Origin of the sequence: Vreelandella malpeensis, assembly GCF_020622355.1 — a bacterium.
In the GTDB taxonomy this organism is placed as follows: Bacteria; Pseudomonadota; Gammaproteobacteria; order Pseudomonadales; family Halomonadaceae; genus Vreelandella; species Vreelandella malpeensis.
Genome location: NZ_WHVL01000002.1, coordinates 475464 through 489945 on the forward strand (window position 1 = coordinate 475464; position 14482 = coordinate 489945).

Genomic DNA, 14482 nt, shown 5'->3' on the forward strand with positions numbered 1-14482 from the left:
TATCGGCTCATTTCCCGCTCGAGGCTCTCGCCCTCATGGCGTCGCTGCCCGTTCAAAATGGCCGCTCAGCATAGCCATTTGCCCCCTGCCAGCGCAATCGTCGCGCCGCACGAAACCTTCTAAAATCCTTGTCAAATCCTGCATTTGCGCTTTGGTTACGTAAAAAAACATAGATGCGTCAACCACTTAAAAAGTGAACACTGTTCGATCACATCGTCACTACAGAGACATAGACTTTAGTCTAACATCATCTTAAAAATCCATGCCGATAGCGTATATGCCATACCGATTACTGCATGCAGGCGCCTTTCATGCCCCTGAAACGACGCTACCCGCCATCAGGCGGGTAACGTTGCGGGAATGCAGAAGCTGTTTCAGCGGCGCGGGTAGTCGTCGAGCAGCGCGTCGAGTATGGCCGGCGGCGTCTGGTCGTCGATCACCGCCTCACCGATGGCCGCGAGCAGAATCAGGCGCAGCCTTGCATTGACGTTCTTCTTGTCCAGGCGCATGCGAACGAGAAAATCCTCGCGGCTCATGTTGGCAGGCGCGGCCAGCGGCAGCCCGGCGCTTTCGATCACCGCTCTTGTGCGCGCAAGGGCCGACACATCGATCATGCCGAGCTTACAAGAGAGCGCGGCGGCCATCGCCATGCCGGCACCCACCGCCTCGCCATGCAGCCAGTTGCCGTAACCCTGATGCGCCTCGATGGCATGGCCGAAGGTGTGCCCCAGGTTCAAGAGCGCGCGTACGCCCTGCTCGGTCTCATCCTCGGCGACGATATCGGCCTTGATTCGGCAGCTCACGGCGATCGCCTCGCTGACCGCCTCGGCATCGATGCAGCGCAGCGCGGTCATGTTGTTCTCGAGCCAGCCAAGAAACGCCTCGTCGCGAATCAGGCCGTACTTGATCACCTCGGCCAGACCTGCCGAGAGCTCGCGGGCGGGCAGCGTCTTCAGGGTGTCGGTATCGATCAGCACGGCCTTGGGCTGATGGAAGGCGCCGATCATGTTCTTGCCCAACGGATGGTTGACGCCGGTCTTTCCGCCCACCGAGGAGTCGACCTGGGAGAGCAGCGTGGTGGGTACCTGGATAAACGCCACACCGCGCTGGTAGGCAGCGGCGGCAAAGCCGACCATGTCGCCGATCACGCCGCCCCCGAGCGCGACCAGCGTGCAGCGGCGGTTGAAGCCGGCACCGAGCAGCGCGTCCCAGATGCGCTCGACCTGCTCGAGGTTCTTGTACATCTCGCCGTCGGGCAGCACCAGCGTGCGCACATCCAGACTTTCGGGCAGCCCCGCGCGCAGCGCGTCGAGATACAGCGGTGCCACGCTCTCGTTGGTGACGATCATCACCTGGCTGCCCGCCAGGTAAGGTGTCAGGGCATCCGGACGGCGCATCACGCCGGCGCCGATGTGAATGGGATAGCTGCGCTCTCCGAGCGCGACGTTCAGGGTGCGCGTGGCGCTTGCGGTCATGGGGACACCTTGGAGTCGGATGCCTGGGAGCCAAAGGGCCGGGCATCGGGCGGATCGAGACGGTCGAGCGAGTCGTTCAGGCACCGGGCGCGATGCAGGATGTCGCTGACCACCGCGCGCGGGCTGCGCCGGTCGGTACGCACGATGACGTCGGCGGTGGCACGATAGAGCGGGTCGCGGAGGGTGAACATCTCGTTGAGCACCTGTTCGCGGTCGACACGCTGCAGAAGTGGGCGATTCTTGTCGCGGGCGGTACGCTTCAGCTGCTGTTCGACGGTGGTGAACAGATAGACCACGGTGCCGCGCTCGCGCAGCGCCCGGCGATTCTCCTCACGTAGCACCGCCCCGCCGCCGGTGGCCAGCACCACGCCGGAAAGGCGGGTGAGTTCGTCGATCGTCTGCACCTCGCGCAAGCGAAAGCCGGGCTCGCCCTCGACGTCGAAGATCCAGGGAATGTCGGCGCCACAGCGCTCCTGTATGACGTGGTCGCTGTCATGGAAACGGCGCGAGAGCTCCGCAGCCAGCAGCCGACCGATGGTGCTCTTGCCGGCCCCCATGGGGCCGATCAGAAAAAGGTTGGGTAAATCCTGCATCAACGAACCGCCAAGCCATCATCAAGTAGTCGTGGAGTAATGAACACTAACAGCTCTACCTTGTCATTGCTCTCCTGGGTGTAGCGAAACAGATGCCCCAGGATCGGCAGATCGCCCAGAAGCGGGGTCTTGGCGATCTGACTGAGCTGCTCGGTAGTCAAGATACCGCCAAGCACCACGGTTTGACCATTGTCGACGAGCACCTGGGTCTCGATCTGGTTGGTGTCGATGGGCGGCTCGCCACCGAATTCGCTTTCACGAAAGCTGTCGTTCTTGATCACCAGGTCCATGATGATGCGGTTGTCCGGGGTGATCTGCGGGGTGACCTCAAGCGAAAGCTCCGCCTCCTTGAACTGGGTGTCCGGGTTGCCCTGCACGTCCACACTCTGGAACGCCCGCTCCTCGCCCTGGCGAATGGTCGCGGTGCGCTGGTTGGCGGTAATGATGCGCGGCTGCGAGATCGTCTGGCTCTTGCCCTCGCTCTCCAGCGCCCGGAGCTCGAGATCGAGCAGCACATCGCCGGCCAGATAGCCGAAGCTGAACCCGGTACCGGCCACCGCGCCCGGACCGAGATCGACCGCGAGTCCACCTTGAGCGCGGTTAATGCCGCCCGGATTGATGTCGCGACGCTGGTATTGCCCACTACCGTCACCGACGAGTTCGAACCCGCGCGTGCTGGAAAGCCCCCAGTTGATGCCGAGCTCCCGCGAGGCGGTGTCCCGGGCGATGACGATGCGCGCCTCGATCTGCACCTGGCGCACGGCGACGTCGAGCCGATCGAGCGTGGCGGTGATCTCGCGGATCTGCTCGGCGGTATCCTGCACCAGCAGCGTGTTGGTGCGCTGGTCGACGCTCACCCGGCCCCGCTCGGTCAGAAGCCCGAAGCCCTCGGCGCCGCGCAGCAGCTGGGCGAAATCCTCGGCGCGGGCGTAGCGCACTTCGATGAACTCGGTCACCAGCGGCGTCAGGGTCTGGCGCTGGTTGCGCGACTCGATCTCCTGACGCTCGACCTCGGCAAGCTCCCCGGCCGGGGCGATCACGATCACGTTGCCCTGCTCGCGGCTCGACAGCCCCTGGCTTTGCAGGATCAGCGCCAGCGCCTGGTCCCAGGGCACGTCGTTCAAGTTCAGCGTCACCCGGCCGGTGACGCTGTCGCTGGCCACCAGGTTCAAGCCGGTGAACTGGGCCAGCGTCGCCAGCACCGCCCGCACCTCGATGTCTTGGAAGTTGAGGCTCAGCCGATCGCCGGTGAAGCGCTCCTCGGGGCGCTGGGTGAGCGACTCGCTGGGCTCGGCGGCGGGCTCCACGTCCACCGTCAGCACCCGTCCGCTTTGCGAGGAGAGCATGGCGTAGGCGCCCTGGGTCTGCATCTCGAGCTGCACGCCGCGCGGCGTGGTGCGCGGCGTGATGCGCTGGATGGGCGTGGCGAAGTCGGTGGTGTCGAGAATCTGATCCAGGCTCGCGGGCAGCGTCACGTCATCGAGGGTGGCGATCACCACGCCGTTGTCGGCCTCCTGGACGCTGGCCGTCACGCCGCTCTGGCTGAAGGTGACCAGCAGCCGCCCACCGCCGTTGGGACCGCGGCGAAAATCGATGCTGTCGATGAGAGGGCCGGTGACCGGCGCCGGCGATGCCACGTTCGAGGCCGCGCGAGGCGCAGCGGCTGCCGTGCTGAAGGCCGGTGCGGGTGCGCCGGCCTGAGCGGTGCCGCCCGCCTCCGGCGACAAGAACACGCTCAGCCGATTGTCCGCGGCAATCGAGCGAAAGCCGTGGGCGCCTTGCAGGTCGACGATCAAGCGGGTGCGCCCACCGCCTTCGATGGCGGTGATACGCTCGATGCCGCTGCGGTTCACCGGCAGATCGCGCCGGGCCAGACCATTCTGGGTCTCGGCCAGGTCCAGCGCCAGACGCGGCGGCACCTGGAGCGCGTAGCCGGTCAGCTCGCCCGGGGCGCCGTCGAAGGAGAGCAGAAGCTCCACCTCGCCCTGAGGGGCGTCGCGCACCTCGAGGTCGGTCAGCACCGAGGCGCCGGCCCAGGCGGGCCAGCAGGCGATCAGAAACAGCGCGAAGGTGGTGCGAGCGGTGATGACCATAGACAAGGCTTCCGGGTAGACATCGATCGATCGTGATGGTGGTTGTCAGGGCGCAAGCGAGAGTGCCGCCGGGCTCTCCCGCCAGCCCTCCCGCTCGTCGAAGACGCGCTCGAGAAGGCGCACCTCGTCGCGCGTGATACGGGTGATCTCCCCGTAGTTGGCGCCCAGATGGTTGCCTTCGCGCACGCTGGTCACGTTGCCGTCGGGCGTGGCGATCATCGCCAGACGCTGCCCCCCCATCTCGAGGGTGCCGACCAGGCGCAGCGACTGGAGCGCGAAGGCCTCGAGCGGCTCCAGGGGCCGCTGGGTATCCGGTGCCAGGGCGCTTGCGACCGTGGCGATTGTCGCACTGGGCGTCGGGCGGCCAGGCGCCAAGAACGGGCTGCGCGCGTCGCTATATTGGTAGTTCAGCACCACCGGCGGCGGAATCGCCGCAATCGCAAGCGCCGCCTGCTGGGTCGGGGCGCGGCGAATGTCCGCCAGGGTGGCGTCGAGCTGGTCGAGATCGGCGTCGCTGCAACCCGCGAGCAGCGCGACGACGCCCAGGACGGTCAGGCGAGCAGGCATCATGGCGTCACCTGCGCGCCTGCGGGGTCGTCGAGGTAGCTGTAGGTACGCGCGACCAGCGAGAGTCGCAGGCTGTCGCCTTGGCCATCGACCGGCGCGATGGTCAGGTCGTGCTGGGTAACGATGCGCGCCAGCTGGCTGATATCGGCGGCGAAGCTTGCCAGCTGGTGGTAGCCGCCGCGCACCTGGATATCCAGCGGATGCTCGATGTAGTGCTCGTTGCTGACCGTGGCGCGCAGGCGAATCACCTCGATGGTCAGCCGGTTGTCCACCGCAGCGTCGCTGATGCTGTCCAGAAGCGAGGGAATCTCGGCGCTGGTGGGCAGCATGGCGCGCATGCGTCCCATCTGCTCCTCCAGGTCCATCAGCTGGTTCTGCACGTTGGGCAGCAGCGCCACTTCCGACGCCTTCACCCGGTACTCGCTGAGAAGGCGTGCCTCCTGGCGCTTCTCCTCGGCGAGCTTGGCGCGCTTGTCGCTGACCTCCCACCAGACGAGACCGCCGAAGGCGAGCAGGAACACCAGCGCCACGCACAGCGCGCGCAGAAGCGGCGGCCACTCGCCTGCCTCCTTGAGATCGAGGCTTTGCAGCTCCACTTCCTTGAGCCGCTGCCACTCGCGGCCCAGTTGATCGCGGGTCATCATGGGGCACTCTCCTCGCCGTTTTCCGGGCCGAGTGCCTGGGTCACCTCGAAGCGAAACAGCCGCCCCTGCTGGTCCGGGGCGCTGGTCACCTCGGAGAGCACCGGCACCCCGAGTCCCGGCATGCGGGCGATGCGGCGCAGCTGCTCGGACACCTGGCGCTCGTCGTCGGCGATGGCGGTCACGCTGACCTGATGGCCGGTGCGGGCGAGTTGTTCAAAGACCACGCCGTCGGTCAGGCTCGCCGCCAGGGCGTTGAACAGCTCCACCGTATCGGTGCGGTCCTCCTGCAGGGTCGTGAACAGCGCAAGCTGGGCCGCCAACTGCTCGGCATCGGTCTGGTAGCGCTGCACGTCGTCGATCTCGCGCTCCAGGGTCTCGATATGGCGGGCGATGTAGGCGGTGCGCAGCTTCTGCTCGTCGAGCTCCAGCTGGTAGATCATCGCTACCGCCAGCGCCACCAGCACGCCGAGCAATAGCGCCAGCAGCGCCAGGCCGTAGAAGCGTCGTGTGCGCCTTTCGCGGCGGACATCGCGCCAGGGCAGCAGGTTGATGTTGATGCTCATTGGCTCACCTTCATCGCCAGCCCCCCGGCGGTCAGCATCGCCGGCGCGTCGCTTGCCAGCCCCTGCACGTTGAGGCGCCGGTTCACCTTCATGCGGTGGAAGGGATTGGCCAGCGTTACCGTCACGCCGTTCTCGGCGGCGATGCGCTCGGCGAGTCCCGGAATCACGCTGGAGCCGCCGGCCAGCACGATGTGCTCGACGCGCTGCTTGCGGCCGGCGGTGTAGTAGAGCTGAAGCGAGCGGCGCACCTGCTGGACCACGGTATCCAGAAAGGGGTCGAGCACGCTTGCCTGGTAATCCTCGGGCAGGCCGCCGCGCTTCTTGGCAAGCCCCGCTTCCTCGACGCTGAGGGCGTAGCGTTCGCGAATGGCGTCGGTCAACTGGCGGCCGCCGTAGACGCTGTCGCGGCTGTAGATGATGCGCCCGCCGCGCAGCACGTGAAAGGCGTTCATGGTAGCGCCCAGGTCGACCAGCCCCACGCAGGCCGACGGCGCATCCTCCCCGCTGAGCTGGCGCCTGAGCTCGGCGAAGGCGCGCTCGACGGCGAAGGACTCGACATCCACCGCGGCGGGCTCGAGCCCCGCCTGGACAAGGGTATCGGTGAGCTGGCTGACATCGCGCTGGCGACACGCCACCAGGACCACCTGCTGCTGGCTCTCGTCGAAGGAAGAAGGCCCCAGGGGCTGGAAGTCGAAGGCCACCTCGTTGAACGGAAAGGGAATGTGGCGGTCGGACTCTTCGACGATGCGCGCTTCGATCTCGTCTTCACCGAGGCTTGCGGGAAAGGTCAGCGTCTTGGTGATGGCGGCGCTGGCCGGCACGGCCACGGCGGCCTTCTTGGTGGAGGGACGGGCGTGCTCGACGGCATTGCGCAAGACCCTTGCCACATCGACGATATCGCGAATGCGCCGTTCGACCACGGCGCCCTCTCTGAGCGGGCGTACGGCATAGCTCTCGACCTGGTAGCTGCTGTCCAGCTGCTTGAGCTCGAGGAGCTTGACGGTGGCCGACGTGATGTCCACCCCGATCAGTCCCTTGCCGGGCTTGAGTAAGCGCATGGCGTCTCGCTTGGTATTATCGTCTTATGCGTATAGCGAGATTACATTATTTTTAGGCGCCTCACACCGTCAAGCCAATCTAGTCATATCAATACTGGTGGCCGTCGACATGCCTTCTTATAATGGTGACCAATTGCGCAATGTGGCCGCTAAAGCGCCGCACTGATCCTCTCTTCACGGATACCCTCTGTTCATGACGTTTCTTCGCACCCTCCTCGTTTCACTCTTCTCGCTGGTGGTGGCCGTTGCCGGCGCCATCGTGCTGGCGGTAGTGGCAGCGGCCATCTACTTCTCGCCGGGACTTCCCGATGTTCGCCAATTGCAGGACTTCGAGCTTCATACGCCACTGCGCATCTTCACCAGCGACGGCCGCCTGATCGGCGAGTTCGGCGAAGAGCGGCGCATGGTGGTGGACTACGATGAGATCCCCCAGGACATGATCAACGCCCTGATCGCCGCCGAGGACGCCAGCTTCTTCGAGCACGCAGGCGTCGATCCGCGAGGCCTGGCCCGCGCCGCGGTGGAGCTCGCCAGCAGCGGCGGCGCGATCCAGTCCGGTGGCTCCACCATCACCATGCAGGTCGCACGTAACTACATGCTGACGCTGGACCAGACCTTCACCCGCAAGATTCGCGAGATCCTGCTGGCGCTGCAGATGGAGCAGGTCCTTTCCAAGCAGCAGATCTTTTCGCTCTACGTCAACAAGATCTTTCTCGGCAACCGCGCCTACGGAATCGCCACCGCCGCCGAGACCTACTACGACAAGCCGCTCTCCGAGCTGACTCTGGCAGAAACCGCGATGATCGCGGGCCTGCCCAAGGCCCCCTCGGCGTTCAACCCGCTGGCCAATTCCGAGCGCTCCCTGATCCGCCGCAACTGGATCCTGTTTCGCATGCGCGAGCTCGGCTACATCGACAACGACACCTACGCCGCCGCGGTGCAGGAGCCGGTCACGGCGCGCCGCCACTACACCCAGACCGAGGTGGACGCCTCCTACGTCTCGGAAATGGCCCGCCAGTACGCCGTCGAGCGCTTTGGTGACACCGCCTACACCGGCGGCTACCGGATCTACACCACCATCGACAGCGAGCTCCAGCCCGCTGCCCGTCAGGCGCTGGCGAGCGGTCTGATCGCCTACGACCAGCGCCACGGCTGGCGCGGTGCCGAGCAGAGCGACATCGCCGCAAGTCTCGTCGAAGCCCAGGAGCAGACCACGACCCAGGGCCTCGAGGAGGAGCTTTCCGAGTCGCCGGAAATCCGCCAGACCGCACGCCAGGCCGCCGAGCGCAGCCAGACCGAGATCGCCGGTATCGACGGCGACGTCTCCAACTGGCTGCAGGTGCTCGAACGCACGCCTAACTACGGCCTGCTGCGCCCGGCCATCGTGGTCCAGAGCGGCGGCCGCGAGATGCAGGTGCTGACCCGCGACCGCGAGCTCAAGACCATTCCCTGGGAAGGGCTCAGCTGGGCGCGCGCCTACCAGAACCCGAGAAGCCGTGGCGGCGAGCCGTCGAGCGCCGACCAGATCGCCGTGCGCGGCGACCTGGTGCGCATCGTCGAGAACGACGACGGCTCGGTGCGCCTTTCCCAGCGCCCGGACGTCGAAGGATCGCTGGTGGTCCAGGACCCGCGCACCGGCGCGATCCTGGCGCTGCAGGGCGGCTTCGACTTCAATGCCAGCAAGTTCAACCGCGCCATCCAGGCCCAGCGCCAGTCCGGCTCGATCTTCAAGCCGTTCATCTACCTGGCCGCCCTCGACGACGGCGGCATGACCGCGGCGAGCGTGGTCAACGATGCGCCGCTGGTGGTCGACGACGGCAGCAACTCGCTGTGGCGCCCGGTCAACTCCAGCCGCGACTTCCAGGGCCCGATGCGCCTGCGCCCGGCGCTCGCCCGCTCGCGCAACCTGGTCACCATTCGCGTGCTGCAGTCCATGGGCGTCAACCCGACCATCGACTACCTGGCCGGCTTCGGCTTCTCCGTCGACCGCCTGCCCCGGGGCCTGTCGCTGGCACTGGGCAGCGCCAGCCTCACGCCCATGGAGATGACCAACGCCTACGCGGTGATCGCCAACGGCGGCTTCCAGGTCTCGCCCTGGTTCATCGAACGCGTCACCCGCAACGACGACAACGAGGTGCTCGACGAAGCCACACCGCGCATCGCCTGCCCGAGCTGTGCCGATGGCCAGCAGAGCGTGGAGATCGACGGCAAGGAGTACCCGGTCGCCGAGCGGGTGGCCGACCCGGCGGCGGTCTACATCCTGCGCGACATGCTGCGCGACGTCATTACCTCCGGCACCGGGCGTGCCGCGCTGAGCCTGAACCGTGACGATATCGTCGGCAAGACCGGCACCACCAACAACCAGCGCGATGCCTGGTTCGCCGGCTTCAACAGCGATCTGGTGACCACCGTCTGGGTGGGCAAGGACAGCAACGAGACCACCGCCGAGTACGGCGCCAGCGCTGCGCTTCCGATCTGGATCGACTTCATGGGTCAGGCGCTGGAAGGCACCCCGCCGGCCATACCGGAGCGCCCCGCCACGGTGGTCACTGCCCGAGTCGACCCGGACAGCGGCCGCCGTCTCTACGACGAACAGTCCGGCGGGATCTCGGAGCTGTTCCGCGAGGATCGCCTGCCCTCCTACCAGACCCGCACCATCAGTCGCGAGCTCGAAGAGGCGAGCGGCTCCCAAGGCTCCGGCGCGGCGGAATCGATCTTCTGATCACCGCCCGCCCAGGCCTTGAACGCAAAAGCCCGGAACATTGTTCCGGGCTTTTTTGTGCCTGCGTACGTCGTGGCTACGCACTCGGGTAGTTGCATACGCACTTGAGTAGTGCGTCAAGCGCGCGTCGGGACCGCCCCCTCCTGGCGGCTGGCCAGGTAGTTGGCACCGATCACCACGGCCATTACCACCACGCCGGCGATCTCGGTCCACAGGTTCGGGTAGAAGACCCCGAAGATCGCCGCTCCGATGGCCAGGCGCGGAATCAGTGACATGCGCGTGAACAGGTAGCCTTCGAGCGAAGCCGCGAAGGCACATAGCGCGAACAGCGCGATCACCGCGTTCCAGATCACCACCGGCACCGGGCCGCCGATGATGATCTCCGGGTTGAACACCATGAACAGCGGAATCAGGTAGAGCCCCTTGGCGAATTTCCACGCCTGGAAGCTCGTCTCCATCGGCTTGCTGCCGGCGATTGCCGCCCCGGCGAAACCGGCAAGGGCTATCGGTGGCGTGACGTTGGAGTCCTGGGAGTACCAGAACACCACCAGGTGCGCGATCAGAAGCGGCACGCCGAACTCGCTGGTCAAGGCCGGCCCGACCAGCACGATCAGCACGATGTAGCTCGCGGTGACCGGCAGCCCCATGCCGAGCACCAGGCTCGCCAACAGCACCATCACCAGCGCCAGCACCAGGTTGCCGCCGGAGAAGGCGAGCATCATCGAGGAGAACTTGAGCCCGAGGCCGGTCAGCCCCACCACGCCGACGATGATACCGGCCACGGCGCAGGCCATGGAGACCGCCACGGCGTTGCGCGCGCCGAGTTCGAGACCTTCCACGAGCTTTCCAAGCCCCGCTTTAACGACGCCCACGGTGCGCTCGGCGGTAACCGGTTGCCCCTGACGGGGAGCGACGAAGAAGTACCACAAGGCGTAACGGATCACCGCCACCGCGACCATGGTGATGACCGCGTAGTAGCCCACCCGCATCGGCGACAGGTTCATGACCAGAAGCCACACCAGTACCGCCAGCGGCAAGAGGAAGTGCCAGCCATCCTTCATCACCTGGCGCATCTTCGGCAGCTCCGAGCGCGGCATGCCCTGCATGCCCTGCTTGAGCGCGATGATGTGCACGAACAGGTAGACCGTGGCGAAGTACATGATCGCCGGCAGGATGCTGATCTTGACGATCTCGAGATACGGTGTGTTGGTGTATTCGGCGATCAAGAAGGCGCCGGCGCCCATCAGAGGTGGGGTGATCTGCCCGCCGGTCGAGGCAGCGGCCTCGATGCCGCCGGCCTGCTTGGCCTTGTAGCCGAGCTTTTTCATCAGTGGAATGGTGAAGGCGCCGGTGGTCACCACGTTGGCGATGGCGCTGCCCGAGATCGAGCCCATGCCCGCCGAGGCGAGCACGGCCGCCTTGGCCGGGCCGCCGCGCTGGCGACCGGTGGCGGCGTAGGCCATGTCGATGAAGAACCGTCCTGCTCCAGTGCATTCCAGAAAGGCGCCGAACAGCACGAAGATGAAGATGTAGGTGGCGGCGACCCCGAGCGGCAGCCCGAAGATGCCCTCCTGGCCGAGATAGAGCTGTCCCGCCACCCGATCCAGGGTATAGCCGCGATGGGAGAGAATGCCCGGCAGCCACTCACCGAGCCAGGGCAGTTCGCCCCGCGGACCGGCCAGAGCGTAGATGATCGCGATCAAGCCGATGATGGTCATCCCGAGCCCCACCGCCCGGCGGCTGGCCTCGAGCACCGTCACCGTGGCGATGATCGCCACGGTGATATCGGTCTGGTTCCAGAAACCGGCACGGTTGACGATCTCGTCGAGATACAGCACCAGATACCCGCCAGTGATCAAGGCGCCAGCGAAGAAGAGCGCATCGATTGCCCAGCCCAGTACACCGCGTTTGCGGGTAGGGCCGAAGACGGGAAACATCAAGAAGGCCAACAGCATGATCAGCGCCAGGTGGATGCTGCGCTGATAGAAAAGCCCCAGCGGCTGAATGCCCGCGGAGTAGAGCTGGAAAAGCGAGAGGGCGACCGCGACCAGCGTGATCACCTTGAGTACCAGCCGCGGCTGTCGCGCGTTGGCCCCGGGGATGACCACCGGCGGTTGAGTGGATTCGCTCATGGGAACCTCGAAGAGAGCAATGGAAGCTAAAGTGATGAAACGTCGATATTGGAATGTCTTTTTTTCAGTTCGCGCCGGCGTGATAGCTGGCACGGGTCAGGGCGAGGTGAGCTCGACATATACCCGCTCGCCGGCGGCACGCACGGAAAGGCTCACCGTGGGGTACTCGCCACCGGGCCAGGCCAGCCGGTGATCCACCGCAGGAGCGCCCACGCGCAGTGCGTAGCGATTGCCCGGTACCGGCTCCATGATCTCTTCGATCCAGTAGCCGCCTTCGCCGTCGGACACCTGCACGCCGCGACCTTCGATATGGCCAAGACCGGCGGCGAAGTCCGGCTGGTGGCTGCGCTCGAGCACCATGGTGCCTTCACGGTTCACATAGCAGTCGCGCACGGTGAAGTGCGCCACCGAGTGATTCCAGGTCATGCACCAGCGGCTGCCCGTCGGCGCCGGCTCGTCGAGCAGTACCTCGCCGCTTTCGCGGGTGACCTGCAAATGCGCCGGCGCCTGTTCCCAGGCGCCGGCGGGCGGTATCACCAGTGAAAGCGTCATCAGCGGCAGAAACGACCACTGCATGAGAACGCCTCCTCAAAAATCAAGGACGCAGGCGGTCCGGAATCTCGGCGCCGACTTCCTCGAAGTAGCGAATCGCGCCGGGGTGCAGCGGTACCGGCGTGGACTCCATGGTGAACTCCACGGTGGTGTCGTTGGCCGCCGGGTGCACCGCGATCAGCTCGTCGATGTGCTCGAACAGAAGCTGCGTGAGCTGGTAGGCGAGCTCTTCGTCCATGTCGGCGTTGACCACCAGCACGTTGGGAATACCGATGGTCTGTACCGCCTCGTCCATGCCGTCGTAGAGGCCAGCCGCCAGCTCGTAAGGCGCGAACACCGCCTCCTCTTCCTGGGCGTTGGCAATCTCCTCGTCGGAGAGGCCGATAAGGCGGATATCCCGGGTGGCTGCCAGGTTCATGATCGAGCTGGTCGGCGGGCCGACGCTCCAGAAGCCGGCATCGATGTCGCCGTCGCGAATGGCGTCGGCGGTCTCGTTGAAGTTGAGCCGCTGGGCGGTGAAGTCGTCGTAGCTTACGCCGTTGGACTCGAGCACGGCGCGGGCGTTGAGCTCGGTGCCGCTGCCCGGCGCGCCGACCGAGACGCGCTTGCCGGCCAGATCCTCGATGCCTTGAATGTCGGATTCCGCCAGCACCACCAGCTGCACGGCGTTGGGGTAGATCGACGCCAGCGCCCGGGTGTTCTCGACCTGGCGGCCTTCGAAGTCACCGGTGCCGGTGTAGGCCTGGTAGACGGTATCGGCCAGGGCCGTGGCGAGATCCGCGTCACCGCGCATGATCAGGCCCATGTTCTCGACCGAGGCGCCAGTGACTTCCGCCGTGGCCTGGGCACCTTCGATATGGTTGTTGATCATTTCGGCCAAGCCCCCGCCGATGGGGTAATACACCCCGCCGGTGCCGCCGGTGGCGATCGAGAGCTGCTGGGCGCTGGCGGGTAGCGCCAGGGCCAGCATGGTGGTGGCTACTGCATAGTTCAGCGTTCGCATGAGCATTGCCCCTGTCTTGAAAGATCGTTGTTGACGTTCTTGAAAGATCGTTGTTGACGTTGCAGATCCAGGCGGTGCAAAACGACCATCCGGGTATCGGAGAGCGTTTAACCGACGTTAGCACGGTTTCAAATCAAACGTTAATGGGACGATGGTTCCATAGCCAAGAGGACGAAAACGCCCTTCGGCGGGTGCCAGGTGGCGTTGTTCGAGGACCACTTGCCCAGGCCAAGTCGCGCGAATTTCTGTAGAATCTCCCCCATCTGACCACAATGTCCGCTATTTTAGCGTTTTAATGCACGATCGAGACGCTCAAGGAGAGTCGATGGCCTCGCCCCTGCCCCGCCCCAACCTGGCCATCAGCGCCTACCGAGAACTCAAGCGCGACATCATTCGTGGCCGCTACCAGGCCGGCGAAAAACTGCTGATGAGCCTTCTGAAAGAGCGCTACGGGCTGAGCACCGGCCCGCTGCGCGAGGCGCTCTCCCAACTGGTGGCGGATCGCCTGGTGGTCGCCATCAGTCAGCGCGGCTACCGCGTGGCCGCGATGTCGCTGGCCGAGCTCAACGACATCTACGATGCGCGCGCCCAGCTCGAGGGGTTGATTCTGAGGCTTGCCATCGAGCGCGGCGACGACGACTGGGAAGCTGGCGTGCTGGCCACCGCCCATCGCCTTGGCAAGATCACCCGCCTCAACACGCCCACGGACCTGCTCGACGTGTGGGATACGCGCCACCAGGCGTTTCATACCGCCATCGCCAGCGGCTGCAACTCTCCTCATCTTCTGCAGATGCGCGAGTCGCTGTTCAACCAGGTAGAGCGCTACCGTCATCTATGGCTTCAGGAGACGGTGATGTCCGCCCCGGCGCTCGAACGCAAGCATCGCGAACACACCGCGCTGGTCGAGGTGATCCTAGCCCGCGACGCCGAACGCGCCGCCGTCCTGATGCGCGAGCATCTGATGACCCCGGTGCCCATCATTACCGACGTGTTGCGCGCACGCGGTATCGACTAACGTCGGCGTTTCAAAAAAATGTAGATATTTTAAAATAACGGCGATAGATTGAACCAGGCGGTCTT

12 protein-coding genes are annotated in these 14482 nt (G+C 65.4%); 2 read left to right on the plus strand and 10 right to left on the minus strand.

Annotation, left to right across the window (positions count from 1 at the left end; translation table 11 throughout):
• Positions 1–374 precede the first annotated feature (374 nt).
• Genes aroB through pilM form a run of 7 tightly spaced genes read right to left on the minus strand, consistent with a single transcriptional unit; the run spans position 375 to position 6993 of the window.
• Positions 375–1475, minus strand: a complete 1101-nt coding sequence (gene aroB, locus GEV37_RS07490; RefSeq protein WP_227389604.1) for a 3-dehydroquinate synthase — start codon at positions 1473–1475, stop codon at positions 375–377.
• The gene (aroK, locus tag GEV37_RS07495; protein ID WP_227389605.1) at positions 1472–2068 is read right to left on the minus strand and encodes a shikimate kinase AroK; all 597 of its coding nucleotides are present in this window, start codon (positions 2066–2068) and stop codon (positions 1472–1474) included. The genes aroB and aroK overlap by 4 nt, the downstream gene beginning before the upstream one ends.
• Positions 2068–4161, minus strand: a complete 2094-nt coding sequence (locus tag GEV37_RS07500; protein ID WP_227389606.1) for a type IV pilus secretin PilQ — start codon at positions 4159–4161, stop codon at positions 2068–2070. Before GEV37_RS07500 ends, aroK begins: the two co-directional genes overlap by 1 nt.
• Positions 4162–4206: 45 nt before the next feature.
• On the minus strand, positions 4207–4731 hold the full coding sequence (locus GEV37_RS07505; RefSeq protein WP_227389607.1) for a pilus assembly protein PilP: 525 nt from the start codon (positions 4729–4731) through the stop codon (positions 4207–4209).
• Positions 4728–5372, minus strand: a complete 645-nt coding sequence (locus GEV37_RS07510) for a type IV pilus inner membrane component PilO (RefSeq protein ID WP_227389608.1) — start codon at positions 5370–5372, stop codon at positions 4728–4730. Before GEV37_RS07510 ends, GEV37_RS07505 begins: the two co-directional genes overlap by 4 nt.
• The gene (locus tag GEV37_RS07515; protein ID WP_227389609.1) at positions 5369–5935 is read right to left on the minus strand and encodes a PilN domain-containing protein; all 567 of its coding nucleotides are present in this window, start codon (positions 5933–5935) and stop codon (positions 5369–5371) included. The genes GEV37_RS07510 and GEV37_RS07515 overlap by 4 nt, the downstream gene beginning before the upstream one ends.
• Positions 5932–6993, minus strand: a complete 1062-nt coding sequence (gene pilM, locus GEV37_RS07520) for a type IV pilus assembly protein PilM (RefSeq protein ID WP_227389610.1) — start codon at positions 6991–6993, stop codon at positions 5932–5934. Before pilM ends, GEV37_RS07515 begins: the two co-directional genes overlap by 4 nt.
• A gap of 193 nt (positions 6994–7186) precedes the next feature.
• On the opposite strand from pilM, the gene GEV37_RS07525 reads away from it, so the two are divergent.
• Entirely contained in the window at positions 7187–9715 is a 2529-nt protein-coding gene (locus GEV37_RS07525; protein WP_227389611.1) for a penicillin-binding protein 1A, read from the plus strand.
• A gap of 116 nt (positions 9716–9831) precedes the next feature.
• Here GEV37_RS07525 and GEV37_RS07530 read toward each other — a convergent pair whose 3' ends face one another.
• The 3 genes from GEV37_RS07530 to GEV37_RS07540 form a co-directional block, all read right to left on the minus strand.
• Positions 9832–11847 (minus strand): TRAP transporter permease, encoded by a 2016-nt coding sequence (locus GEV37_RS07530; RefSeq protein ID WP_227389612.1) that lies wholly within the window; start codon positions 11845–11847, stop codon positions 9832–9834.
• 96 nt (positions 11848–11943) lie between these two features.
• A complete protein-coding gene (locus tag GEV37_RS07535) occupies positions 11944–12423 on the minus strand; it encodes a DUF1850 domain-containing protein (protein ID WP_227389613.1) in 480 nt (159 codons plus the stop codon).
• A gap of 19 nt (positions 12424–12442) precedes the next feature.
• The gene (locus GEV37_RS07540; RefSeq protein ID WP_227389614.1) at positions 12443–13402 is read right to left on the minus strand and encodes a TAXI family TRAP transporter solute-binding subunit; all 960 of its coding nucleotides are present in this window, start codon (positions 13400–13402) and stop codon (positions 12443–12445) included.
• A gap of 325 nt (positions 13403–13727) precedes the next feature.
• Here GEV37_RS07540 and csiR point away from each other — a divergent pair, with 325 nt between their 5' ends.
• The gene (gene csiR, locus GEV37_RS07545) at positions 13728–14417 is read left to right on the plus strand and encodes a DNA-binding transcriptional regulator CsiR (protein WP_227389615.1); all 690 of its coding nucleotides are present in this window, start codon (positions 13728–13730) and stop codon (positions 14415–14417) included.
• Positions 14418–14482 lie beyond the last annotated feature (65 nt).

Coding starts and splice junctions, on each gene's coding strand:
- GEV37_RS07525 (WP_227389611.1), top strand. CDS start 7,187: ATGACGTTTCTTCGCACCCTCCTCGTTTCACTCTTCTCGCTGGTGGTG.
- GEV37_RS07530 (WP_227389612.1), bottom strand. CDS start 11,847: ATGAGCGAATCCACTCAACCGCCGGTGGTCATCCCCGGGGCCAACGCG.
- GEV37_RS07500 (WP_227389606.1), bottom strand. CDS start 4,161: ATGGTCATCACCGCTCGCACCACCTTCGCGCTGTTTCTGATCGCCTGC.
- GEV37_RS07540 (WP_227389614.1), bottom strand. CDS start 13,402: ATGCGAACGCTGAACTATGCAGTAGCCACCACCATGCTGGCCCTGGCG.
- aroB (WP_227389604.1), bottom strand. CDS start 1,475: ATGACCGCAAGCGCCACGCGCACCCTGAACGTCGCGCTCGGAGAGCGC.
- GEV37_RS07535 (WP_227389613.1), bottom strand. CDS start 12,423: ATGCAGTGGTCGTTTCTGCCGCTGATGACGCTTTCACTGGTGATACCG.
- GEV37_RS07510 (WP_227389608.1), bottom strand. CDS start 5,372: ATGATGACCCGCGATCAACTGGGCCGCGAGTGGCAGCGGCTCAAGGAA.
- GEV37_RS07515 (WP_227389609.1), bottom strand. CDS start 5,935: ATGAGCATCAACATCAACCTGCTGCCCTGGCGCGATGTCCGCCGCGAA.
- aroK (WP_227389605.1), bottom strand. CDS start 2,068: ATGCAGGATTTACCCAACCTTTTTCTGATCGGCCCCATGGGGGCCGGC.
- pilM (WP_227389610.1), bottom strand. CDS start 6,993: ATGCGCTTACTCAAGCCCGGCAAGGGACTGATCGGGGTGGACATCACG.
- csiR (WP_227389615.1), top strand. CDS start 13,728: ATGGCCTCGCCCCTGCCCCGCCCCAACCTGGCCATCAGCGCCTACCGA.
- GEV37_RS07505 (WP_227389607.1), bottom strand. CDS start 4,731: ATGATGCCTGCTCGCCTGACCGTCCTGGGCGTCGTCGCGCTGCTCGCG.